Here is a 23921-nt window from a genome sequence, read left to right as displayed (position 1 = left end):
ATCGCATGAGCCAGTCCACACCCCCTACAGCTGCAGGCACAACCGCCTGGCAGGAACCCGCACCCTACGAACCCGACGAAGAGAAAATAGATGAAATGTGGGAAGCGGCGGGCGATGGTGACTGGATGCGGGTAACCATTCTCATGGGTGATCTTGAGTTGGGTTGGGTTGGTTCTGAAATGAAAAGAATCGCTCAGTTAGGCGAACATTATGGCCGCCTTGAAAAGGGTGCAGATTCTCTCATGTCAGTACTAAACGCTCACACCAAAGACGGCACCGTCAAGGTTAGCCAAGGCATGAAAGATTTCCTGGATGTGGCAATCGCAGAAATGACGGCCGCAGGAAAACCGCCTTCAGACAAAGTGATGGAAATCATCAACAAACTGAAAAATGGTGAATCCCTTAGTCAAGCAGAAGCACAAGAATTGTACGCATGGGTCGCGGACGCCAAACTGGAGGTAGTTCCTCCCGAATATTCCAGCGAGGTCCTGGCGGCGCAAGCGAAAAGCGCACGGGAGCGTTATGACCAGTATGTCGCCAGCAGCAAGTCCCGCATTGGTATCTGGTCGAGCAGCTAATCAGTAGGCTCAATCCAATTCGCCTACACCTAGCAAAAAAATCGAAACAATCGCTTACGAACATCCAAAGCAAGGAACACACTATGAGCAGCTCTGTACCCGCCGCCGCTATACCCTGGACTACGTCTGCTGTGGACAGCACCGCCCCGGTAACCACAGATACATTGATTCGCGGTTGGTTGAACGAGAACGGATTCGATGATCTCACTGATCTGTCGCTGACCGATCTGCAAGCGCTTATTGCATTTCTCTCGCAACACACAGGTGTAGCTGGCGTCAGTGCACTGTTGAATCAGCTTAAACAACTTGAAGCCGGCTGGAGAGCTTCCGGCAACGGCGAAGATGAACTCAGCAACCAGATTGATAATCTGAAGTTTCAGATCAAGTTCTTGGATATTCTCGCCAAGAACACGTCTGGTGTGGATGCGCTGGACGAGGCGAAACAAACAAGCACAGGCAACCTTCAAAAACTTGAAGATGCGAAGAAAGCCATACTCGAGGGTTCTCTGCCATGGGAAGAGGACAACGGTGTAGCCTCTCGAGAATCAGCGGCAAGCTTACTGGCCAAACTTGATGAACTAAAGGCACTGGGGTTTGACCTGGAGGCACTTGGCTTGCAGGATTTGTACAACGGCTTGGCTACAGCTATTTCTGCGTACGACAGTGCAGTAGCTGCCGCGGGTGGTGATACGACGAAAGTTCAGCTGGCCGGCTCACAGTTGCGTAAAACCATGGCGGGTGAGTTCAAAAATTATTATCTGAATTCGGGATATTCAGACCTTCACGGTTTGGTGATGCGCGAGCAAGACATTATTGAAGGTGAAAACACCTATCAAGATTACTTGGCAGTGCCAATGGATGAAAACTGGCGTCCAGATTCAGTTGGCTCATCACGCGAAGACATTCAAAAATCCTATGAAGAAGCTTACCGAATGTACAAAGATGCCGAAACGCGTGGCGATGTCGATGCAATGAGTTACTTCCGCGACCGCATGAAGACTCTGCGTAAAGCAGGAGAAAAACTGGATGCTGGGGAAACGAACCCCCTGATTGTAATCATCGAAATGTACATCGGTCTGCTGGAGGCGGACAGAATCCGTTTGACAACTCTGCGCCAAGAGGCATTAAACGCTGACAACCAGGAACTTGCAGACGAAATTACAACCCGTATCGACTCAATTGGTCAGTTAATCCAGGAGATCTTCAAGGGCGAGGTCAAGTTGCTCGAGAACGAGCAGAACTTGATGGCTTCTATTCCGACCCGTTAAACCGATACTCGGAGACATTCCATGAGCACCTCAGGCCCAAGCCTTTTGTCCCCCACTGCAAACGGTGAAGCAGCACCACTTTCTGAAGACACATTTTTTGAGAGCCTGGCGCTGTTCACGTTGGAAAACCTGACCAAGGCCAGAGAGACTCTCACCTACATGATGGAGGGCCTTGAGGGCACAGAACGGGCAAAAGTCGCGTACATTCGCGACCAGGTTGACAAGTTCATTGAGCAACTCAAGAAGTCCAAAGCTGGTGGTATTTTGGGGAAAATTTTCAAGGCCCTTGGAATTATTGGTCTGATTTTAGCGGCATTGGTGGCATGCCTGGTGCCCACCCCCATGACGGTGGCTGTATTTGCCGTGGCCCTGGTAATGGTAATGGAACCCTTGCTGGCAGAAGCTGGGGGGTATGACTCCCTGATTCAAAAAGGCATGGGCGCCATGATGAAAGGCCTGACCGATGTGTTCGGGCCGATCGGTGGCGCAATTGTCGGAGCCATTATTCTTGTTGTACTTATCGTATTGGTCACAGCGGCTGCAGCAAGTGGTCTTTCCATGGCTGGCTCTGCGCTATCGACCTCTACATCGACAGCCGCTCAAATGCTTCGCCAGTTACCTACATTCCTGCAAGGAATAATTACCGGGGAACTGACTACCGCGCAACAGGCAGCGCTTCTGCGCTTTCTCGAAGCCACAGAGGCTTGCATCACCGCCGCCCAGGGTGGCCTTCAAGTGGGTATGGGCGTACTTCAATACGAAGTGTCCAAATTGATGCACGCCTTCAATATAGACCAAGCCTTCATTGATTTGATTAATCAGCTGCTGGAATCTGTTGGTCAGGATATCGCCTCTTATCAAGAGGCAATTAATCGCCTGGTTCAAATGATGCCCCAGCTTTTTGCCCCTCTTCAAGCCTGACACAGGCAACCCAAACCGGAGCACACCATGAGCGTAAGCGACGTTCCAGTCACCACAACCACCACCACAACTGCGACATCAGGGAGCACTAATACTGCTCCACTGACACCTGACGAAAAAGGTCTGATCATCAACGAGTTGATGTCAACATTTGCGCTAACCGAAGAGCAGGCCGAGGCAATGCTGAATAAGCTTGAGCCTGCACAAGTGCGTACCTATCTGGATTTGGCCAGTGGCAAATCCAATATCACGCGAGAACAAGCCAAGGAAATGTGGGGCTTGTCGGAAGAAGAACTGGACATGATGTTCGGCGACAAAAGACAGATTGGTGTTTTTGACAATCCGTTTGGCGACCTCTTCCTTCGATTCTTGATGCTGAGTTATGCGCTTGGATTGGATATCAAGAAATTAATGATGGACGTTAGCGGTTTGCGATTTGATCAAGCCGTGCAGGCCGCACAAAAGCGACTCGATGGGGCCACCACCGAATTTGCATGCGCCATGGCAGCAGCAGCCATTTTTGTTGCTTTCTCTGGTGCCAGTTTCTACAAAGTTGCAAAAATGCGCAACGATAAAACTGTCAATCCGCATGACCCCAAGTGGCAATGGTACAGCCCAATGACAGCCAACCTACTGACCCAGCCAGTAACGTCGGGCGGTCAATTTGGCAAGGCGCTAGAGGAGTTTGAAGCGTCGGTTCTGGATGGTCACAACCAATTGCTGGACAACGTGTACCAGCAGTTAACCACATCCTGGCAGGGCTCCAACGACGCCCAACGCACTTACCTTTCCGGTCTTTGATTTTTTTATCAGGAGCAGATTATGGCTACAAGCACAGTCAACACCGGCTATGTCCCTGGTGAAGGAACTACACCAGATGAAACCCCAGCGCCGGCCGGAACCGGAAACATGGGAACCATGGAGGTAGAGGGTCAAACGTACCACTATATCAAAGTAGGCACGCGCTATTACATGTTTGACAGCGAGGCCTCGCGACAGCAGTTTCTGGAATGGGCCAGCGCAGTCAGCGGTGTGGAAATTGACGACCTGAACTCGGGTAATCTGTTCGATATTGTCAAACGATATGATTTCTCAGGCGACTGGGAGAACGGCATTGGACAGGTGACGGAAAATGGGAGGCCGCAAACGGTCTGGATGGTTTTTGTCAAAGCGCCCCTGCACACAAAAATTGATGAACAAGCCTCCAAAGACTTTTTCGGAGGTGATATTCCCTACTTCCCGGACGGCTCCTTGCCTTACCTCAACCATCGTACGTTTACCTTCACTGGTGACCCAGTGGTAGACGGCGGTCAACTTGCGGGCCTGGCAGGCAGCGCAAGGTTTCTGTTCGAAAAAAATTATGGGAACAAAGAGACAACACCAGTTGACCTTGCTGCCTTGCCAGATCCAATCGAAGAGTTATGCAAAGCCATTTTTGGCAGCAATGTAACCATTACCCAAGAACATCTGAACATACTCAAACTGATGGGTTTGGTTACGGGCGATGCAACTCAGGGAGTGGGCGCATGGGCGCTTTCAAATGAGGGAACCGAGTGCTTGAGCCGGTTTCAAGACCCAGCCATGAAAGATTTTTTGCCCTCCATGGCAATGATCAGTATGACTCAAGAAGATTTACTGCAAGCGGCTGGTGCTTCAGTGTATTTCAGTGGCGAGGGCTATGCTGCCGTGCCCGATGCCAATCCACCAAGGAATTACAACGCTGCTGATGTTGAGAAACTGGCCGGTACAGTTTACGGAAGAATGAAAGACGTTGAAGAGCCCCTTCCTGAGGGTTTGGGTGCAAAAGACGGTCAACAAGACATGATCTTGAAACTGATTGTCAGCCTACTGGGTTTGCCAGCCAACACCACCTGGGATCAACTCACCCCAGCGCAAATCAACACCGCGGTGGCCATGGGTTTAATTGGTTACGACCAAGCCACCAACACCCTGTTCATGACTGGAAATGGCGCAACTTACCTAAGCAGCAAAGCGACCGCCCCAGGCACTGCGCCTCCTGAAGGTACACCCGCAGCAAATCAAGACAGCAGGCTGAAAACCTTCTGGGATGCTTTATACATCTTCTACACAATGGGCGGACCCCAGGCTGCAGACCGAGCTGAAGTCAATTCTTCTGGAACGCAACAAAATGATCGGTTCGGTACGATGGGTATTGGCATCATCGCCAACTCTGATCCAAATGATCAAGGTTTCTGGGACAGCATCGGCTTGGGCCATTTGAGTGTAGAACAACGCACACAGCTCAAGAATGCATGCATCACCATGTTGGCACCCGAAAATAGCGGGTATTTACTCGAAATTTCCCGCTCTAAGGGTGGTAGTGGCTTAGGTGATTGGGTGTTCCGAACTCACCAGATGCATACCTGGCTAATCGACAACCACGGAGACTGGCAAGGCGATGGCGGACAAGGCAGTGACGTGCGTGCGCGGGATAATTTCAACAATCCATCGTTTGCAGTGCCAGCCGAGTTTGTGTTTGACCCCAATCACTTGTCGATGAGTGCAGAGACTCAAGCCAACCTGGATTCGGTGTGTCAGCAACTGTTCGGCAAAACATTCTCATCCATGACACCGGATGAGAAACGCAAGGCAATGTACATTTTAACTACCTCGTTCAATCTCTTCGTATACACACCGCCACAGTACGCCGATGTAACAGGCGCAGACGGACAAACTACTCGTCGCGTGGTTACTCCAGGCATGCTGTATACACGCCCTGGCTTCACTGTGCCGGGTAACATCACAGCCGATGAACATGTACCCCCTGAGAGGGAAGAAGAAGAGGAAGAAGATGACGATACTGATTACTGGTATGGAAACTCGTAACTAAAAAGGTGAACTTCAAAATGGCAAAGGTTGCTTGGGTCAATATCGCAGAAAAAGCAGCTTTTGCCTACCCAGCACCTCAAAAGTTCATTCCGCCCAAAGATCGGAATGGACTGTCAAAGGGTTTTTTGTCGTGCCCAGCGTTACGACACTTTTTCGACAACACCTACATGGTGTGTAGTGCGTTCGCATTGCGCCTCCGCAGGGTTGACGAAGAGGGTGGATTCACCATCCGACCCGTTTATCCCTTTACGAGTATCGCTCCAAATCGAATTTCAAAATTTGTCAAAATTCAACCAAGAAATACCTGGCGAAAACCAGAACGGGTAGTTCTGCAGATTCCTACCCCTTACCTGTTTTTTGCGGATGAGCCTATTGAAGTGGAGCAAATGCACCCCAGTCTGGGGGAAAGCGATTCCCTGAACTGGAACCTGATCCCTGGCCGATTTGATATTTACGCATGGCAAAGAGCACTGAACTTTGCGTTGGAATGGGACAGCCTAAAAGGCGATCTGGTACTTCGTGTAGGCGACCCAATGTACTTCCTCAGATTTCATGGCGAACGGCAAGAGAAACATGATTTGATTGAACAGGCCATGAACAATCAATTGCGAGAAAGGCTGCGGCTTTTTAGAGGCATTGCTTCTGTGAGAAGAGGCAGTTTCGGTTTAATTGCCGATGCATCGAAAGCGCGGGAACACATTAAACTCATGGAGTAAAAGATGAGCGGAATTTTTGTCAATGAGGTACTTGAAGTACGTGAGCACGATGACTGCGCCACGCTGTCTTTAAGGTTGAACACTGGCACCCAAAGCTGTGAACCCATTCATGTTGTCATGCCGATCCAACAACTTCAAACTCTTCTGGGTATGTGCAGCAAAATCTCGGGTATTGAAGTCAATGAAAAGGCCGAAGTCATAAAAACTGGTGGCTGCCCGATTAATCAACTCAGTCCGGTTGAATCACTGGGCGATCCCTTGTCAATTGCTGACGACACGTTCTGACTTTGAGCGGACAACTGAAAGACCGCACGAAAGACTTCAGCGGCTAACTCCAAATGTTCTCGCTGAATGTACTCATCCTCTAGGCAGTCGTTGTAAATCATCCGCGCCAGCCTCACATTCACAATGATTGGAATTCCCAGCTCTTTAGCACGCTTGCGAATTTCGAGTGCATCCGTATCTTCACCCATGGCAACGATAAAAGGTACATCATGTATGCCAGGTTCATAATCCAGTGCAACTGAAATATGGGTTGGGTTAGCCACAACCACTTTAGAACGATCAATTCGACTTAACGAGGAATTAAGAAGATTACGATGTTCACGCTTGCGATGCTGAATAATTTCTGGATTACCGTACAACTGCTTCTGCTCTTCTTTCAAATCGCTATGACTCATTTTCAGATTTTTCAGGAAATTGCTTCTCTCGATGAACCAGTCAATGAGCGCCACTACAATGAACGTGGCCAAAGTCATGAAAATTACTTTTTTTAGAACTCCCCCCAAAATGAACAACAACTGTTCCATACCGGCCCGGTAGCTATACACCATGTCATTCAACATGCCGGCAAACACCAAAAAAACTACCCAAGCCACAATGGCCACTTTGCACAGCGATAACAGCAGTTGAAGTATCGATTTCTTTGAAAAGATATTTTTGAAATTCTGGACAAAATCAAGTTTTTTGAATGAAGGTTGAGCCGCTTCAGGAGCCACCAGAAAACCAATTTGAGCCCAAGTCAGTAAGGTTGCTGTGATAGCACACACAGCAACCAGTGGGAATGTGATCAATAGAAATACCTGAAAAGCGGCTGAAATGACATCTGCGGAGAAATGGTGATTGGATTCAAACCCTGAAGTCACAATCACATCAATCAATTCCGAGAAGTATTTTCGATAACCTGGTATGAGCCAAAAAATGACCGCGTAGACAACCATCAATTTGGACACAATCATGATGTCTTTACTAACCGACACCTGACCTTTCTTGCGTGCGTCGTCTATTTTCTTTTTTGTTGCTGGAAGGGTTTTTTCTCCACTCATTGTGTATTCTCCAGCAAGGTATTCAATGATTCACTGTATTCGCGGAATAACCAGAAAATATCCTCCTCCGCAAAGTGCAGCAATCCCACCAAAGCCAGAATGCCGAACAAACTTTTCAGACTGTATTCCATGCTGTAAACCTGAAGTTGCTGCGCGAACGCAGAAATAATCTGGACTGCAATTTCAACTGCAAGAATGGCGACCAAGACAGGACCACTTAGAAGTACAGCGAATGACAAAAAATCGGCGGTGAGACGCAACAAGGTTTGTAACCAGAGCTCTGCACCCATCAGACTAAAAGTTCCTGGGGGCATCAATAGATAACTTTTCAGCAGATGCACAGTGACCGCATGTAAGCCTGGGCCAGCGAGAATAAGTGCCGTAAAGAAATAACCGAAAAGGGTTTCGATCGGCAGTTCTTCGCCGGAATCGTTTCCGGTAACCTGGCCTGAAAAGGTAGCTCCACGGTACACATCTACCAAGGCACCAAATCCTTTGAATGCATAGTAGGGAAAGGCGATGATGAGACCCAACAGGGCTCCAATCACCACTTCACCAAGAAAAGTCAGTACAGTGAATGCTGGGGCAGTTTGAGGTGAGGTGAAATATTCTGTTGAAGCAAGCGCAGGATAAAGAACCAAAACACTACCAACCGACATTTTAATTAGTGTGCTGCTATAGCCCTTTGACAACATTGGAAAGAACATCATGAAGGCAATGGTTCGGGGCAGATAATAAGAAAGTACCGAGACGAACTCGCGAAGTGGATCCCCCGTGCCAATGAAAAGCTCTTCCACTTGATTACCCCGGTAAGGCAATCAGATTAAGAATGGCCTCGGTGAATTGCATCAGCGTGCCTGCCATCCAGGGCCCAAGTAACACCAGCACCAAAGTGACACACAACAGTTTGATGCCAAAAGGCAATGCCTGGTCTTGCAACTGAAAAATTGCCTGGATAAAACCCAGTACAAAACCGATCACCATGGTGACAATGACCACAGGTGCAGCCACCAGAAAAGACAACCAAAGCGCTTGGTTTACATAGTAGCTAAGCATCAATTATCCCAGATAAGAATTGACCAGACCCTGTAGGATTTTGGCCCATCCTTCGATGGCAACAAACAGGACAATCTTCAGTGGAACCGTAAGTGACATGGGTGATACCATCATCATTCCCAGCGCCATCAGTGCACTTGATACGGCAAGATCAATAATCACAAAAGGAAGATAGAGGTAAAGACCGATTCTGAACGCCTCTGCCAATTCCGATGCCACGAATGCGGGCATGACTACAAACAGATCTGATTTAGTGACTGGTGCCGCGTCGTACTTTTTTTGAAATTGTTGAGCTGTGCTGTAAAACTTTTCCAGATAATCAGGATTCACGTTGTTCATCATGAACTGCTTGAAAGGTGGTACAGCCTCGTTGATAGATGTCAGTACCTCTACACCAGTCACTGGCATTTTTCCCTCGGGTGCAAAGCGCTGGCCGGCATCGGTCAGTACAGGCCCCATGATGAGAAGACTCATCACCATGGAAATACCATATAACACCATGTTGGAGGGTACCTGCTGTACCCCGATTGCATTTCGCAATATCAGGAGCACTGCGGAAATTTTCAAAAATGAGGTCGCTGTTACTGCAACCAGCGGCAGAACTGACAGTGAGGCAATGGTGACTACCAGACCTATTGGATTAATCGACTCTTGCATGGCGAGCTCAATCCAATCGCTTGGTCACTTGAATCATGACTTGATCTTGAAAATTCACGAGTTCTCCTTCGAGTATGGGTGACCCCATCACGCACAAGCGAACAAATGGCAACGAGTGCTCACGAAGCTCAATCAAAGTACCCGCCTGGACGTTGCACAGATCGTTAAACAACACAGTTGTTTTGCCCGCGTGAATTTCAAGTTCAATCTCCTCAAGTGGCGCAATCTGATTGTCATTGAAATTATCGTCATGACCAGCAGAAGCGTTGATGTCATCAGAGCCGAAATACAGTCTTGTGTCTTCTTCATTCATTTGAATAAATACCTCAAATTGTTTCCTCAGATTTTTGTGATTTTTGAATCGAATACCACCCCGAATTCGAATACCCTGATTCCGAACATAAAAGTTTTGCAAGGCAAGAAGATCGCCAGGTTCCAGTAAAGCCAATTCGTGAGCACCCCACAAGCTCCGTGTGGGGTAGAGCAAAATGGTTGTAGGTATGCGAATTGCACACCCCATCCTTTGATGGTTTTTCCAGAAATCAGTACTGTAAGTTCTTATTTTTCGATCCAGACTTTGTAACGTAGGGGCGTCGGTGGCCATCACGACCTTGCACTCACGACGATGATCCAGAGCAAGGTATGTTGCGGGTGCCTGATCGGGCCATTCCTCAAGGCTTAGAAAACGGTGGACCTGTAAATTGAGCATCAGTGCGAGCTCACTAATCGCGCTGGAGACTATGTCGAACATGGACACAAGGCCCGCTGAATCCCAATGGACCAAACGTGGTGAAACCATGCAACCAGTGCGTTGGTAGACATAAGCTGGATCAACGGCCAGATCAATCTGGTTTCCGTCTTCAGTGAAGGCAAGCAACCACACGCTGGTATTGAGCCCACTGGTGTAAGGAAAGTTCTGTGTGTAGCGAAGCGAAAGCCCTTCGACTGTTGGCGACTCAAAGGGGTAGCTATACTGAACTTGATTGCTGCTGCGAGAATAGATTTGAGTGGATACCATGTCGTAACCAATCTTTCGTAATTCCGAGATTGGCCAGGATTGAGGTCTCTCGCCAAATGAATTCTCAATAATTTCTACATCGGAGTTCAGTTCTTGCGCCATTCGATAACCTCTTGAATCGCGATTTTTCTCTTTTCAGCAGCCCTGGATTTTTGAAGACTTTCTTCAAGCATTTCCTTGGAGACCTCCAAGTGCTTCTGGGCTAGATCAATCTCACGATTCGCATCCATGATTCGTTTCGCACCTTGCAATTGCATTTTGGAAAATGCCTCCACTCGATCAATTTTCACAAAGTGACCATTCACCAACTCGGTCAAGCACTCGTGTTGTATTTGACGAACGTGAGTCTCGGTTGTGGTTAAACCACTTACCTTGTCTTCTACGTCTTTCGCCGCGAAGTTTCGTTCCATTTCACGCATGCGTGCAGCTCTACTCAATGAATCTGAGCGCATCTGACGAATTCGAAGAAGTGCTTTTAAATCCTTGTCGATTGAATCCATCTTCACTATGCTTGTTCTGCAATGGTCAAAAATCTGGAGACCAGCTCCTCAAGCTCAACAATTGCGGCATTTGGCGAAACAGCTTGCATTCTGCCTTGGCGGCACCATTCATCGAGCAGGGGTTTGACACGCACGGCCTCATCGATAAGGGGATCAGTACCCTGCTTGTACTCATTCAACCGCACCAGCAGCTCCACTTCTTGATACAAGGAATAAATTCTGCGAAGCCCGGCAGCAGCATTTTTGGTTCGGTTGTCCGCGACAGAGTGCATCACGCGGGAAAGGCTACGCAGTGGATCAATGGCAGGAAAATGGTTGCGCTCAACCAGCTTGGGGCTCAGCACAATATGACCATCGAGCAAGCTTTTTGCCTCGCTTGCAATGGGATCGTCTTCGATGCGATCGCCTTCCATCAATACAGTAAAAATTGCAGTGATGGAGCCAGTTTCCGTGCGGCCAGCACGCTCGACCAAAGCAGGAAGAATGGAATACACGGAAGGAGTAAAACCCGCCTGGGTCGCGGGCTCGCCTGCCATCAAGCCGATTTCCCGCTGCGCTCGGGCAAGTCGGGTGATGGAATCAATCAACAACAAAACCGATTTGCCTTGATCACGAAGATGTTCAGCAATTGACATGGCTGTGAATGCTGCTCGAACACGTTCAATCGGAGATTTATCAGAGGTTGCGCACACAAAGAAGCTGCGTTGGCGAATCGTGGTATCGATTTCATTCTCGATAAATTCGCGCAGCTCACGGCCACGTTCGCCAACGAGACCGAACACCACCGCATCCACTTTTGCACCGCGCACAATCTGGGCCATCAAGGTACTTTTTCCGCAACCAGGCGGGGCGAATATACCCACCCGTTGCCCCACACCCAGACTCAATACATTGTCGATCAACCGGACCTGTGTTGTTAATGCCTGACTGACTGGCGGGCGACTTGTTGCCGGTGGTGCCGGACGAATGACCGGGCTTGCATCTGGATCGACCGACAGCACACTATCAAATGGATTGACAGGATCGGCAAGATTGCGGCCCATACCATCAAGAATAAGTGACAATTGACGTTGATGCGGCTTGACACAGTGAGGACGGCCCATGGGCCGGACTGTCGCACCCAGTGCAATACCAACCACGGATTGTAGACAGGAAATGGTTGCAAGATTTTCAGTGAAGGCGATCACCTCACCGAGTACAACTCGACCGTCATTGGCCTCAATTTCACAAAGTTCGCCCAGTAACACATTGGGCAAATGAGCCTTGACCACAGAGACAACAATTTCGGAAACATAGCCAATTCGACGAACCGGGTTGAGGTTAACAAGCCGCTCCCGAAGTAGATCGAGAACTCCAGGGTCGAGTTCGGCGTTTGTATGAGCTTGCATCACAGTGGCACCTCATAGGTTGCAACACCCTTGAAAACAACCTTGTTCATGCCGATGCTGGAAATAGTCAGGCCGTTGTAACTACCACCTTCAAACAGCATCGCTCCGTCACGCAACACCACTGCAGGAGCACGGCCCAGCACAATTTGCTCCACCTCAATAGAATCTACTTTGATCTGTTCATCAGTGAAGTTCATGGTTGCAGCAAGCTCTACGAACTGGCCATAGTCACGCGCGTAAGCTGATAGTTGTTGCTCCAGCGCCATGCCTTGAACACGGGAAAGCTCGGCAGTGATTTTTACGCGATTCTCTTCGCGTTGAACGGAAATCCCTTTGGTGTTGAGTTGCTGTGCGAACTGTTCAAGATCACGAATCACGTTAATAGCCATCGTGACGCCAATCGGTACATCTTCTGCCTTCTCAATTTCGGGCCCTTTTCTATCCAGCATGCTGGCTTGTGTTTTCGCCACACCTGCCGTCCCGAAAAACAGAATCATTGACGTTAACAAAAGACCTACAATGAACAAAAAAGCGACGATTGCACGTGCGCCCAAACCCTGTAAAAACCGCAGGAATGTATGGAGCAATCGAAAAGACCCATCTCCCATTCTGGCTGCAAGACCTTGCCCGGCCGTGACCAAGGTAAAATCCAACTGAATGTGACGATAGTCCAGCGTGACAGTTTGAGAGGGAAACAAGGTGTTTTCTACCTTGCTATTGTCAGGCGACAGGAGTTTGGCCCCAGGGTCGATACCCTCGATGACATAGCGTCGACCATAACGGCTGAGGGTAATCAAAGAATCGGGGATCTCTGGATCACAAAGAAAAATATCTGCCCTTGCTGAACCACCCAGTGTGACAAATGATTTGCTCAGGTTCCAGACCGCCCCAGCATGCAGACCCGATTTGGCTTTGACTTGTAGTTGCATCATATTCCTTCGTGTCCCATTCAGCGATTAAAGGACTGTGATTCGGTGATTGCGATATTTCCCAAAACCTGGATTTCAAGATTCGACGAAACCTCTTGATGGGATAACACGGGTACACAAAACAATGTCGGTTCAATTATTTGTCGGACATGGGTTCGACAGTCCATTGAACAAACGATTGCGGGAGGGTATTCCTCATGTAGATAAGGACTGATTTGTTTTTCAACCATGGTGACCATCGCATTGATCGAGCTTGAATCAATATCCAGATAGCTATTGCTCCCCTGGCTTCGAACCGACTCCCGAATAACCTGTTCGAACTCAACATCCAGAAGTACGATTCGCATGGTTTTGGACTGTGAGTACTGGTGGCAGATTTGTTCATGCAGTGCGCGACGTACTTGCTCTGTAATTACATCCACATCCCTTTCTCGTTGCCCCCATTCAATCAAGGAATTAAATATCGTTCGCAGGTTCTTGATGGAAACCCGTTCACGCATTAATTTTTGAAGTACTTCGACTACCTTGGTGGTGGGTAAAACGCGTTCCAGTTCTTTAAGTTGCTCAGCAAAACGATCACCCAACGACGACAGGTGTCGCTGATACTCATTGAGAGTAAACATTTGGTGAATCTTGTTCACCAGCAATGTTTCGATTTGCTCAAGCAGACGGGACTCGTAGGTTTTGTAGGTCAAGCCGTGCTGATCCAGTTTGGGTTTGAAGGTTGGCTCACAAAGATGGTGATAGCGCCCAGTCGTTTTATCTTTCTCGGTGATAAATTCGAGTTCAATTCCCAAAGCTTGAATTTTCTCGATTGGCTCAAGAATACTGATTCGCTTTTCAGACAAATTCAGGCTAAGTGCCGGCACACCAAACACATAGATTTCCGCATAGTCTTCGTGGTGTTGTGTCAAATCGAACAAGGGCAATACGACACCAAGGTGTTCCACCTGACGGTTTCTGGCGATCCTGCAAATATTCTGGATTTGATTGGTACTGGTAGGCTCCGCGGTGGCGGGAACTCGAATTTGCAAAGGAGCATAGGTATCCGTAGTGGTTACATCTTCCAGAGATTTTTTATGGTCTGGCCCTAGCAAATCAGAGAATTGCCTTTCGATATTAATTGGCTCCGGTTTATCGTTTTTCGCGGTCATGAAGTACCATGCTGCAAACAGCACCCCTGCTGTGACAACAAATACCGGGGCAGGCATCCCCGGTACGAATGCAAACATCAAGCAAAACACGCCACTGATTTGCAAGGCATTTGAGTTACGTGAAAGATCTTTAAACATATCGGCCGCTGTACTGGAGCCATCACCCTCACCTTTGGTAACCCGTGTAACGATCAAGCCTGCTGCGACCGATATCAACAGAGAAGGAATAATGGCCACCAGGCCGTCACCGACAGACAGAATTGAATAAATACTGGCCGCTTGAGAAAAGCTCATGTCCTTTTGCAACATGCCTACAGCCAAACCGCCTAACAAATTGACCGCAGTGATCACCAAACCAGCGATAGCATCGTTTTTCACAAACTTGATGGCACCGTCCATGGCGCCAAATAACTGAGATTCTTTTTCTAGCGTTGCACGCCTTTGCTTGGCAGTACTTTGATTGATAAGACCAGCGCGAAGATCACTGTCGATCGACATTTGTTTGCCGGGCATGCCATCGAGAGAAAAACGGGCGGCTACTTCTGCCACGCGCTCAGAGCCTTTGGTGACCACCAGAAAATTGACGACCGAAATGATGATGAAAATGGTTAGGCCCACAGCAATATTGCCGCCCACCACAAACTCACCAAAAGTTTGAACAATATGCCCAGCATCCGCTTCGAGCAAAATTTGGCGCGTGGTGGAAATGGTGAGTGACAACCGGAAAAGGGTAGTCATCAATAAAATAGCGGGAAATGAAGAAAATGCCAGAGGCGTTTCAATGAGTACTGCGCTGATGGCCAGCAAGATTGAAACCGAGATGTTGATCGCCAAAAGTACATCCAGCATCATCGGTGATAGAGGCATCACCATCATCACAACCATCAGTATGACGAGAGAGGCACCAACCACTTCAGAGCGCGCGGAGGCAAGTCGCGCAAATTTGTTTAATGTTTCTATCACACTGACACCTTTGGTTTTTATAAAACTACTGGTGTTACTTGTGTGACAAAGAATTCGCTTTAGTTCATTGTAAGGAATGCTTTTGAAGAAGAATTAGAGTGAAACTCGCCCATAGTTAACTTGGGATTGATTTTGGTCATTCGAATGAGGTCATCGGGTACAAGAACTTCATGCTCTGCAAAACCCATGTTCAGGTATAGGCGATGCGCCACACGGTTATTGGAAACACAAAATAACGTGACGATCAAAGAACTTGTGTAGGCCCGCTCACAAGCCCAATCAACCAGTTGGCGGCCAATACCATGACCGCGATATTGGGGGTGACACAACACCCGGGCAATTACCCTGCCGAATGAGTTGAAATGAAGTTCGGTATACCCAACCGCAGCACCGTTGAGCCAAGCGACATAAACTTCTTCCGGTTTCTTGCCAAGATGGAATTCTGAAATGGATTGACCAAAACGATATTCGGCTCCACTCCAAAGGATGAACTCCTCTTCGCTTTGAACCCACGTGGCCGCGTTGGCCAGGGTCATTAGCATGTGATCAGAATCAGTGATAGTTTGAATTTCAAGCATGAAAAGGATCCTCCCGTTAGTGAGTACCCTTTTCACACTCAATGGTTCAAACACCGTTCCTCTTGCTCAACCCAGAATGGGAACCAAGGCTCGTTTCAAATCGTCTTCACTCCGACCTGAGTATTCCAGCAAAGCTTTGAACTGGTCTTGCCCAATCGTACCTACATTGAAGTAGTCGCTTTCAGGGTTGGCGAAGTAGAAGCCTGACACACTGGCTGCTGGGTTCATGGCCAGGCTTTCGGTCAAGGTCATGCCGATTTCTTCGCACTGCATTACTTCGAACATATTGCGCTTGATGGTGTGTTCCGGGCAGGCGGGGTAACCCGGTGCGGGACGAATGCCCTGATACTTCTCCGCAATCAGTTCTTCATTGCTCAGAGTTTCATCGGCCACATAGCCCCACAGGTCTTTGCGAACGCGCTGGTGCAGGCATTCTGCAAAGGCCTCTGCCATGCGGTCTGCAATCGCCTTGAACATGATGCTGCTGTAGTCATCGTGCGCCGCCTGGAATTCCTTTTCTTTCCTTTCTACACCCAAACCGGCGGTAACCGCGAACATGCCAATGTAGTCAGCACCCTCACCTTTGGGTGCGATGAAGTCGGCCAATGATTTGTTCGGAATACCTTCGCGTTTTTCACCCTGTTGCCGCAAGGGACTGTACGTGAACAGCACTTGGCTGCGGCTATCGTCGGCATACACTTCGATGTGGTCGTCACCCACCGTGTTGGCCGGGTAAAACGCCACCGCCGCATTGGCTTGTAACCAGCGGCCTTCGATGCATTTTTTCAGCATGGCCTGGCCGTCTTCGAACACCTTGCGGGCTGCTTCGCCCACCAGTTCATCTTCAAGCACGCGGGGGTAACCGCCGTGCAAGTCCCAGGTTTGGAAGAACGGCGTCCAGTCGATGTACTGGGCAATGTCGGCCAAATCATAATTTTTGAAGTAACGCTTGCCAATGAATTTCGGTTTGGGCGGTGTGTAGTTCGACCAGTCGATTTTCTGTTTGTTGGCCCGTGCAGCCTCAATACTGATGAGCGGTTGGGCCTTTTTGTTGGCGTGCTGTTCACGTACGCGTTCGTATTCGGTTTTCAGCTCGGCTTTGAACGTGTCGGCCGATTCATCGGACAACAAGTTGGAGGCCACGCCCACCGAACGGCTTGCATCGGAAACGTACACGGTTGGTCCATCGTAATGCGGTGCAATTTTCACGGCAGTGTGAACGCGGCTGGTGGTGGCGCCACCGATGAGCAAGGGAATACCACGGTCGCGGAAATAGGGGTCGCGTTGCATCTCGCTAGCAACGTAAGCCATTTCTTCCAGCGAAGGTGTAATTAAACCCGACAGCCCAATGATGTCGGCATTGATTTCTTTGGCCTTGGCGAGAATTTGCTCGGCCGGCACCATCACGCCCATGTTCTCGACTTCAAAGTTGTTGCACTGAAGAACAACGGTCACGATGTTTTTGCCGATGTCGTGCACATCGCCTTTCACAGTGGCAATCAAAATTTTGCCCTTGGCCTTGGCGTCGCCACCGGCGGCCACCAATTGCTTTTTCTCTTCCTCGATGTAAGGAATCAGGTGCGCCACCGCCTGCTTCATGACGCGGGCGCTTTTCACGACTTGGGGCAAGAACATTTTGCCGGCGCCAAACAAATCGCCGACCACGTTCATGCCGTCCATCAGCGGACCTTCAATCACATTGATGGGGCGACCGCCATTGGCCGCGATTTCAGCACGACATTCTTCGGTGTCTTCCACAATGAAGTTGGTGATGCCGTGCACCAGCGCATGGGCCAAGCGCTTTTGCACTGGTTGGTTGCGCCACTCCAGATTTTCTTCCAGCTTTTTGCCACCCGCCTTCAAAGTGCCTGCGAATTCGATCATTCGCTCGGTGGCTGATTTGCCAAAGTCGGGATCATTGGCTGGCAGGTTGGGCTGACGATTCAGCACAATGTCTTCCACGCGGGCTTTCAGCTCAGGTTCCAGTTCATCGTAAACGCCCATCATGCCGGCGTTCACAATGCCCATGGTCATGCCGTTTTTAATGGCGTGGTACAGGAACACGGTGTGAATGGCCTCGCGGGCAGGTTCATTGCCGCGGAAACTGAATGACACGTTGGACACGCCGCCGGAAATTTTGGCGTGCGGCAGGTTTTTCTTGATCCAGCCTGTGGCTTCAATGAAGTCGTTGCCGTAGTTGTCATGCTCTTCAATGCCGGTTGCAATGGCGAAGATGTTCGGGTCGAAAATAATGTCTTCGGCCGGGAAGCCCACTTCATTCACCAGGATGTTATAGGCTCGCTCGCAAATTTCAATTTTGCGGGCGTAGGTGTCGGCCTGACCTTTTTCATCAAAGGCCATCACGATGACCGCAGCACCGTAGCGCTTGCACAACTTGGCCTGGCGTTTGAATTCGTCAACGCCCTCTTTCATGGAAATGGAGTTAACCACCGCCTTGCCCTGCACGCATTTCAAGCCTGCTTCGATCACTTCCCACTTCGAGGAGTCGATCATTACAGGCACGCGTGAAATATCAGGTTCGGAAGCCATCAAATTCAGAAATTTCACCATGGCCGCTTTGGAATCCAACATGGCTTCATCCATGTTCACATCCACGATTTGCGCACCGTTTTCAACCTGCTGACGGGCCACGCTGAGCGCCTCGTCGTATTGCTCGTTCAAAATCATTCGGGCAAAAGCCTTGGAACCGGTGACGTTGGTTCGTTCGCCCACGTTGATGAACAGGCTGCTGTCGTCGATGTTCAGCGGCTCCAAACCAGACAAGCGGCACTTGGGCTCGACTGTGGGAATGGTGCGCGGCTTTTGGTTTTCCAGTGCTTTGGCAATTGCAGCAATGTGGTCGGGCGTGGTACCACAGCAACCACCGGCCACGTTCAAAAAGCCCGCCTGCGCAAATTCCTTCACGAGGCTGGAAGTGATTTCCGGTGTTTCATCAAAGCCGGTGTCGCTCATCGGGTTGGGCAAACCGGCGTTGGGGTACACGCAAATGGGCACGTCGCAAATCTTGGAAAGTTCAGCCACATAGGGGCGCATCAGCGAGGCACCCAGCGCACAGTTCAAGCCGATGGTAATCGGCTTGGCATGCCGCACAGAATTCCAGAACGCTTCCACGGTTTGGCCAGACAACACTCGACCAGAAGCATCGGTTACCGTGCCGGAAATCATGATGGGCAATTTGTTGCCCGAATCTTCGAAATACTGATCGATTGCAAACAACGCGGCTTTGGCATTCAGCGTGTCGAAAATGGTTTCAACCAGCAACAGGTCAACGCCGCCTTCTACCAGGCCTTTGGTTTGCTGGTAGTAGGTTTCAACAAGTTGGTCGAATGTGATGTTGCGCGCGCCGGGGTCGTTGACATCGGGGCTGATCGACGCGGTTTTGGGTGTGGGGCCTAAGGCGCCCGCTGCAAAACGGGGTTTATCCGGTGTGGAATATTTCACACAGGCTGCTTTGCATAGGCGGGCGGCCTCGCGGTTCATTTCGTCCACGAGGTGTTCCATCTCGTAGTCCGCCTGCGCCACAGTGGTGGCACCAAAAGTGTTGGTTTCCAGAATGTCAGCGCCAGCAGCCAGGTACTTCTCATGAATCTCGGTCATGATGGCTGGCTGGGTAAGCACCAACAATTCGTTGTTGCCCTTGATGTCGCGGTGAAAATCAGCGAAACGCTCGCCCCGGTACTGGGCTTCCGTGAGCTTGTATTGCTGAATCATGGTGCCGGTTGCACCGTCCAGAATCAAGATGCGTTTTTGAAGGAGTTCACGGAGTTGGGCTTCGACTGCAGCGCCGTTGACAACAAGGCTGTTGTGCTCGGCAGGCGAAGAAGCGGGGCGCGTGTTCATCGCGGGGCCTCTATATGATGCAAGGGTTTGAAAACAGGCTGCATTTTAGCAGGGAAATGCAGGGAAACGGGGCAAATCAGATTAGAGGCAAGTTCAGTGTGCTGCGTGGTCTGGCCGGCTTTGCAAGGCTTCCCGGCGGATTCGCAGCGCGGGGCGGTTCCGACAGGAACCGATGCGAAGACGCCAAAGCGTTTCGCATGCCCCAAGCCAGAAGCATCAAGCCGGTTCAGAAGCATTGCTTAGGCAAGAACACGCAGCACACTGAACTTGCCTAGAATATTGATTCCAAAAGCTGTTTCCATGTCAAGGCACCGAAGCGGCTCCCCGCAAACGATACAAACCGTACAGGTTGGCCACAGTGATCACGATCATAGTCAAACACAGTTCCCAGGAATCAAACAGGTAACCATGCACCGCCCACAGGGCGTTGGTGACCAATGTGGCTTTGCGCATGCCCACGTTGCCCATCATGAACAAGGCCCAGGTACCCAGCAAAGTGGCAAACAGCGGCAAAGAGCTGGCCAGCCACCCTTGCCAGGTGAATACAGCAATGGCAATGGCCATGCCACTGAAACCCAACACCAATACCAAGCGCAAACGTTGACCCATGATGTTGGAGTAAATGGTGACCGCCTGCCGCACCCCTGTGAGAAGCATAATCAAAAAACCGGTATGCACGCCCAACAGATAGTACTGAAGCCCCCAAGCCATCGACGACAGTGCAAACAACAGCTTGGTTCCACGTTCTGAAATGACGCAGAACCCTGCAATGCTCAAGCCAAAAGCCACTATACCCACTGCCCGGGTTAACAAGTCCGTTGAGTCCAATTCCAATGAGTCCAATCGTGATGAAACATTGATCGCAATACTACCTTTGAATTGTTGATTGCTGAGTGCGTGGGACAATCCGTATGAAATTGATTCAATCCCTTGAAAAACCAGATAAATTAGACCCGTTTAACGATTGAGCCTTACCGCTGCCTGAGTTACAGTGAGCCATCCGCAATTTCTTTACATTCCGCTTCATGCTTAATTTAAATATTCGCTCAAGCTTCACGACCCGCTTGATCGTGGGCAGCTTGATTGCGCTGTTTTTGCTGTCCATTCCCGTGGCCATTACAGCGCACTGGATATTGCGCAACAACACGATCAATCAGGCAGGTGTGAATGCGTTGGCACAAACCGAGCAAATTGCCCAATCGGTGGACCGCCATTTGAAAGCGCACTTGCGAGACCTGCTCTACACCAGCCGTATTGAGCAGTCCTTTGGAAATTACACAGCTGAAGAACAAACCAAGCTGTTGCAGATTATGCGTGAGCACACGCCGGGCTATTTGTGGATTGGGGTGGCCGCCCCGGACGGTACTGTGTTGGCTGCACTCGATGATTTGTTGGTTGGGAAAAGCGTAGCCGCGCGCCCGTGGTTCAAACAGGGCTTGATCGCGCCCGCAATTATGGATGTGCATGAGGCAGCGTTGCTGGCTGCATTGCTACCCGCTCGAGCTCAAGAAAAGTATCAGTTCATTGATTTCACAACCCCACTGAAAAACCAACAAGATGAAATCATCGGTGTGATCGGCATTCACTTGGACTGGAAATACTTTATTGCTGAAATCGAGAAAGACGTGTTCAACACCATCAATCCGTCTGCACCCACAGTGATTTTGGCCAAAGACGGCAGCTTGAGAATGGGCAACCGGCTGGATTCGGCCGACTTTCAGGACAGCACGGCGTGGACGGCGATGGCAGGCTTCCAGAAAGCTGTGGCGGGAGAAAACAACTGGTCGATAGAAACCTTGAGCGATGGTGAAAGCTATCTGGTCGCTTTTGCCCCCAACAACAGCCCTGAAACCAGCAGTTTGGGCTGGATCTCAGCCACAGTAACGCCCTTGAACGCAGTGGCTTCGCCGATTTCCAAAGCATTGATTGGTGCCATTGTAGCCTTGATCATCGGTACAGTGGCCACCCTGCTGCTGGTGCTTGCTTTGGGCCGAAGCCTTTCTGCCAAGGCCAGTGCTTATCTTGACCTGGTGCGCAAAAATGACCCCAAAGCGCTCGAGGCCTCCATGAAAGAGCTGCCCACCGAGCTGCAACCCATTTCCCGAGACATTCTGGATTTAACCCGTGGGCTGACCCAAAAAAGCCAATCCCTTGAAAATGCGCTGAAATCGGCCAAAGAAAGCTATTGGGTGGTTGAAGCCCTGATTGTGCAAGCGCCCATTCCAATCGCCATGTTTGACACAGAAATGAACTATGTGGCGGCCTCCTCGCGCTGGTTGCAAACCTTTGCAAACGGCCACAAAGGCAGCCTGGTGGGCAAAAACCACTACGACGTAGTGCCCAACCTGCACGAGCGCTGGCGCCAGGCGCACAGGGCAGGCCTGGCGGGTGAGAGTATCTCCGCCACCTCTGACCCATGGACAAGCCCTGATGGACGCACCATTTGGCTGGACTGGGCCATTGAGCCATGGCTGAAACCCGATGGGCACCGGGGTGGCATCATTTTGATGTGCAAGGATGTGACCGAGGAACGTCTGATCCGGGACAGCCTGGCCGAAAGTGAAGAACGATTCAAGCTGGCCATGGAAGGGTCACACGACGGCCTGTGGGATTGGCATGTGGGGACCGACAAGGTTTATTTTTCACCCAGTTGGAAACGGCTGCTGGGCTACGAAGATCATGAACTGAGCAATGACTTTGGTACTTGGGAGCGCCTGACTGCACCCGACGACCTAGAATTGGCCAAAAAGGCACTTGCCGACGCCTTAGACAATCCAGAAAAGGATTCTTACGAGGCCGAATTTTGCATGGCGCACAAAAACGGCCATTGGGTGCATATTTTGGCCAAAGCACTGATTGTGCGCGATGAACATGGCAAGCCAATCCGGGTTGTAGGAACTCACCTGGACCGGACCGTTCAGCGGGAACTGGAAAGCAGGCTTCGTGAAACAGCGATTGCAGCCAAGGCCGAGAAGGATTCCAACGCAGAGAAAAGCCGTTTTTTGGCCACCATGAGCCATGAAATTCGCACACCTTTGAACGGCATCGTGGGTTTTGCACGGTTACTGGAGATGGATTTGCCACCCGGTGAGCTGAAGGAACAAGCAGGTTATCTTGTGCAGTCCTCCGAAACACTGTCGGCGATTCTCAATGATATTCTTGACTTCTCGAAACTGGAGTCGGGCATGGTCAAGCTGGTGGATTCGCCATTTTTGATGGAGCAACTGCTCAAAGGCAGCACAGAATTGCCTCGCCTGACCTGCGAATCCAAAGGTGTGAAGTTTGAACTAAACAACAAGCTTGGCGAGCATCAAATTTACTCCGGCGACATGGGCCGCCTGCGCCAAATACTTCAAAACCTCTTATCCAACGCGATCAAGTTTACTTCTCACGGCAAAGTTAGCTTAACTGTTAGCAACACACAATTAAATCCAAACGAAGACCTGATTACTTTTGAGGTCACTGACACCGGTCTTGGCATTCCAAAAGAGAAACAATCATTGTTGTTCAAACCCTTTTCGCAGGTACATACGGACCGTGAAAACAGGTTTGGCGGTACGGGGCTGGGCTTGTCGATCGTGAAAAGCCTGATCAATGCCATGGACGGGGAAATCCAGCTGGAGTCAGAGCCAGGCCAAGGCACGCAAGTGATGTTCTCGGTCACCTTGAAGCGCGAGCATCAATTAGACAGCCAGGGCCAGGAGCGAATTTTACCCGTCCGGCCTTTGCGTGTGCTGGTGGCCGATGACACACCACTGAATATCAAGTTAATTCAGACTTTCCTGCAAAAAGACGATCATTGGGTCGACGTGGCCAAAGATGGCAAAGAAGCTCTGAGCAAAGCGATGACTGGACCCTATGACTTTATTTTGCTGGACATCGACATGCCCAAGCTGTCTGGTTATGAGGTGGTCGAGAAAATTCGATCCACAACTGGTCCGAACCAGCAATGCGAAATTGCCGCATTGACAGGCTACGCTTTCGACAGTGATATTGAGCGGGCTGTGGCTGCGGGCTTTAACTACCATTTCGCAAAACCGATTCAGTTCAATTTGTTGTTAAATCGCTTGGCGATTAGCAGTCAGAATACGAAATGATCACCCACCATGCGAAATGTGGTGCAAAATAGCGGGCTGTTGAAATTGACTAAAAAACGGGG

The 23921-nt window shown here is 49.9% G+C and carries 20 protein-coding genes; 8 read left to right on the top strand and 12 right to left on the bottom strand.

Annotated features, from left to right (window positions below):
• Positions 1-5 precede the first annotated feature (5 nt).
• From PY990_RS07535 to PY990_RS07505, 7 genes are all read left to right on the top strand, one after another.
• Positions 6-578 carry a hypothetical protein gene (locus PY990_RS07535; protein WP_275271084.1) on the top strand — a complete coding sequence of 191 codons (573 nt, stop codon included), beginning with the start codon at positions 6-8 and terminating at the stop codon, positions 576-578.
• A gap of 83 nt (positions 579-661) precedes the next feature.
• Positions 662-1846, top strand: coding sequence for a hypothetical protein (locus PY990_RS07530; protein ID WP_275271083.1), 1185 nt, complete (start codon positions 662-664; stop codon positions 1844-1846).
• Positions 1847-1867: 21 nt separating this feature from the next.
• The gene (gene sctE / locus PY990_RS07525; RefSeq protein ID WP_275271082.1) at positions 1868-2767 is read left to right on the top strand and encodes a type III secretion system translocon subunit SctE; all 900 of its coding nucleotides are present in this window, start codon (positions 1868-1870) and stop codon (positions 2765-2767) included.
• A 27-nt stretch (positions 2768-2794) separates the two neighbouring features.
• Complete coding sequence (locus tag PY990_RS07520; RefSeq protein WP_275271081.1) at positions 2795-3568, top strand: hypothetical protein; 774 nt, start codon at positions 2795-2797, stop codon at positions 3566-3568.
• Between the two features lie 21 nt (positions 3569-3589).
• On the top strand, positions 3590-5614 hold the full coding sequence (locus PY990_RS07515) for a hypothetical protein (protein ID WP_275271080.1): 2025 nt from the start codon (positions 3590-3592) through the stop codon (positions 5612-5614).
• An 8-nt stretch (positions 5615-5622) separates the two neighbouring features.
• Positions 5623-6333 (top strand): hypothetical protein, encoded by a 711-nt coding sequence (locus PY990_RS07510; protein WP_275271079.1) that lies wholly within the window; start codon positions 5623-5625, stop codon positions 6331-6333.
• Between the two features lie 3 nt (positions 6334-6336).
• Positions 6337-6618 carry a hypothetical protein gene (locus PY990_RS07505; protein ID WP_275271078.1) on the top strand — a complete coding sequence of 94 codons (282 nt, stop codon included), beginning with the start codon at positions 6337-6339 and terminating at the stop codon, positions 6616-6618.
• Here the strand turns inward: PY990_RS07505 and PY990_RS07500 are convergent.
• The 12 genes from PY990_RS07500 to PY990_RS07445 all read right to left on the bottom strand — a co-directional run bounded on the left by PY990_RS07500 (position 6558) and on the right by PY990_RS07445 (position 20590).
• Positions 6558-7658 (bottom strand): EscU/YscU/HrcU family type III secretion system export apparatus switch protein, encoded by a 1101-nt coding sequence (locus tag PY990_RS07500; protein ID WP_275271077.1) that lies wholly within the window; start codon positions 7656-7658, stop codon positions 6558-6560. The genes PY990_RS07505 and PY990_RS07500 overlap by 61 nt on opposite strands.
• Entirely contained in the window at positions 7655-8455 is an 801-nt protein-coding gene (locus PY990_RS07495) for an EscT/YscT/HrcT family type III secretion system export apparatus protein (protein ID WP_275271076.1), read from the bottom strand. Before PY990_RS07495 ends, PY990_RS07500 begins: the two co-directional genes overlap by 4 nt.
• Before the next feature lie 4 nt (positions 8456-8459).
• Complete coding sequence (sctS, locus tag PY990_RS07490; RefSeq protein WP_275271075.1) at positions 8460-8714, bottom strand: type III secretion system export apparatus subunit SctS; 255 nt, start codon at positions 8712-8714, stop codon at positions 8460-8462.
• A gap of 3 nt (positions 8715-8717) precedes the next feature.
• Positions 8718-9371, bottom strand: a complete 654-nt coding sequence (gene sctR, locus PY990_RS07485) for a type III secretion system export apparatus subunit SctR (RefSeq protein WP_275271074.1) — start codon at positions 9369-9371, stop codon at positions 8718-8720.
• Positions 9372-9378: 7 nt separating this feature from the next.
• A complete protein-coding gene (locus tag PY990_RS07480) occupies positions 9379-10491 on the bottom strand; it encodes a FliM/FliN family flagellar motor switch protein (protein WP_275271073.1) in 1113 nt (370 codons plus the stop codon).
• On the bottom strand, positions 10476-10889 hold the full coding sequence (locus tag PY990_RS07475) for a hypothetical protein (protein WP_275271072.1): 414 nt from the start codon (positions 10887-10889) through the stop codon (positions 10476-10478). The genes PY990_RS07480 and PY990_RS07475 overlap by 16 nt, the downstream gene beginning before the upstream one ends.
• A gap of 5 nt (positions 10890-10894) precedes the next feature.
• On the bottom strand, positions 10895-12277 hold the full coding sequence (locus tag PY990_RS07470; RefSeq protein WP_275271071.1) for a FliI/YscN family ATPase: 1383 nt from the start codon (positions 12275-12277) through the stop codon (positions 10895-10897).
• Positions 12277-13209, bottom strand: a complete 933-nt coding sequence (locus PY990_RS07465) for an FHA domain-containing protein (RefSeq protein WP_275271070.1) — start codon at positions 13207-13209, stop codon at positions 12277-12279. The genes PY990_RS07470 and PY990_RS07465 overlap by 1 nt, the downstream gene beginning before the upstream one ends.
• Before the next feature lie 17 nt (positions 13210-13226).
• Positions 13227-15323, bottom strand: coding sequence for a type III secretion system export apparatus subunit SctV (gene sctV, locus PY990_RS07460; protein WP_275271069.1), 2097 nt, complete (start codon positions 15321-15323; stop codon positions 13227-13229).
• A gap of 59 nt (positions 15324-15382) precedes the next feature.
• Positions 15383-15901, bottom strand: a complete 519-nt coding sequence (locus PY990_RS07455; RefSeq protein ID WP_275271068.1) for a GNAT family N-acetyltransferase — start codon at positions 15899-15901, stop codon at positions 15383-15385.
• A gap of 66 nt (positions 15902-15967) precedes the next feature.
• Entirely contained in the window at positions 15968-19762 is a 3795-nt protein-coding gene (gene metH, locus PY990_RS07450; RefSeq protein ID WP_275271067.1) for a methionine synthase, read from the bottom strand.
• A gap of 303 nt (positions 19763-20065) precedes the next feature.
• Positions 20066-20590, bottom strand: coding sequence for a YgjV family protein (locus PY990_RS07445; RefSeq protein WP_275271066.1), 525 nt, complete (start codon positions 20588-20590; stop codon positions 20066-20068).
• Between the two features lie 197 nt (positions 20591-20787).
• Between PY990_RS07445 and PY990_RS07440 the strand changes: the two genes are divergently transcribed.
• Complete coding sequence (locus PY990_RS07440) at positions 20788-23859, top strand: ATP-binding protein (protein ID WP_275271065.1); 3072 nt, start codon at positions 20788-20790, stop codon at positions 23857-23859.
• Positions 23860-23921: the final 62 nt, after the last annotated feature.

Source organism: Limnobacter olei (assembly GCF_029087225.1).
In the GTDB taxonomy this organism is placed as follows: Bacteria; Pseudomonadota; Gammaproteobacteria; order Burkholderiales; family Burkholderiaceae_B; genus Limnobacter; species Limnobacter olei.
Note: the sequence above shows the minus strand (reverse complement) of the source record. Positions and strands in the feature narration are given on the sequence as shown.

Bases quoted from the DNA above. Each gene is read 5' to 3' on its own strand.
- PY990_RS07515 (WP_275271080.1), top strand. From the start codon at position 3,590: ATGGCTACAAGCACAGTCAACACCGGCTATGTCCCTGGTGAAGGAACT.
- PY990_RS07535 (WP_275271084.1), top strand. From the start codon at position 6: ATGAGCCAGTCCACACCCCCTACAGCTGCAGGCACAACCGCCTGGCAG.
- PY990_RS07440 (WP_275271065.1), top strand. From the start codon at position 20,788: ATGCTTAATTTAAATATTCGCTCAAGCTTCACGACCCGCTTGATCGTG.
- PY990_RS07475 (WP_275271072.1), bottom strand. From the start codon at position 10,889: ATGGATTCAATCGACAAGGATTTAAAAGCACTTCTTCGAATTCGTCAG.
- metH (WP_275271067.1), bottom strand. From the start codon at position 19,762: ATGAACACGCGCCCCGCTTCTTCGCCTGCCGAGCACAACAGCCTTGTT.
- PY990_RS07470 (WP_275271071.1), bottom strand. From the start codon at position 12,277: ATGCAAGCTCATACAAACGCCGAACTCGACCCTGGAGTTCTCGATCTA.
- sctS (WP_275271075.1), bottom strand. From the start codon at position 8,714: ATGCTTAGCTACTATGTAAACCAAGCGCTTTGGTTGTCTTTTCTGGTG.
- sctE (WP_275271082.1), top strand. From the start codon at position 1,868: ATGAGCACCTCAGGCCCAAGCCTTTTGTCCCCCACTGCAAACGGTGAA.
- PY990_RS07480 (WP_275271073.1), bottom strand. From the start codon at position 10,491: ATGGCGCAAGAACTGAACTCCGATGTAGAAATTATTGAGAATTCATTT.
- sctR (WP_275271074.1), bottom strand. From the start codon at position 9,371: ATGCAAGAGTCGATTAATCCAATAGGTCTGGTAGTCACCATTGCCTCA.
- PY990_RS07520 (WP_275271081.1), top strand. From the start codon at position 2,795: ATGAGCGTAAGCGACGTTCCAGTCACCACAACCACCACCACAACTGCG.
- PY990_RS07500 (WP_275271077.1), bottom strand. From the start codon at position 7,658: ATGAGTGGAGAAAAAACCCTTCCAGCAACAAAAAAGAAAATAGACGAC.
- PY990_RS07505 (WP_275271078.1), top strand. From the start codon at position 6,337: ATGAGCGGAATTTTTGTCAATGAGGTACTTGAAGTACGTGAGCACGAT.
- PY990_RS07455 (WP_275271068.1), bottom strand. From the start codon at position 15,901: ATGCTTGAAATTCAAACTATCACTGATTCTGATCACATGCTAATGACC.
- PY990_RS07465 (WP_275271070.1), bottom strand. From the start codon at position 13,209: ATGATGCAACTACAAGTCAAAGCCAAATCGGGTCTGCATGCTGGGGCG.
- PY990_RS07530 (WP_275271083.1), top strand. From the start codon at position 662: ATGAGCAGCTCTGTACCCGCCGCCGCTATACCCTGGACTACGTCTGCT.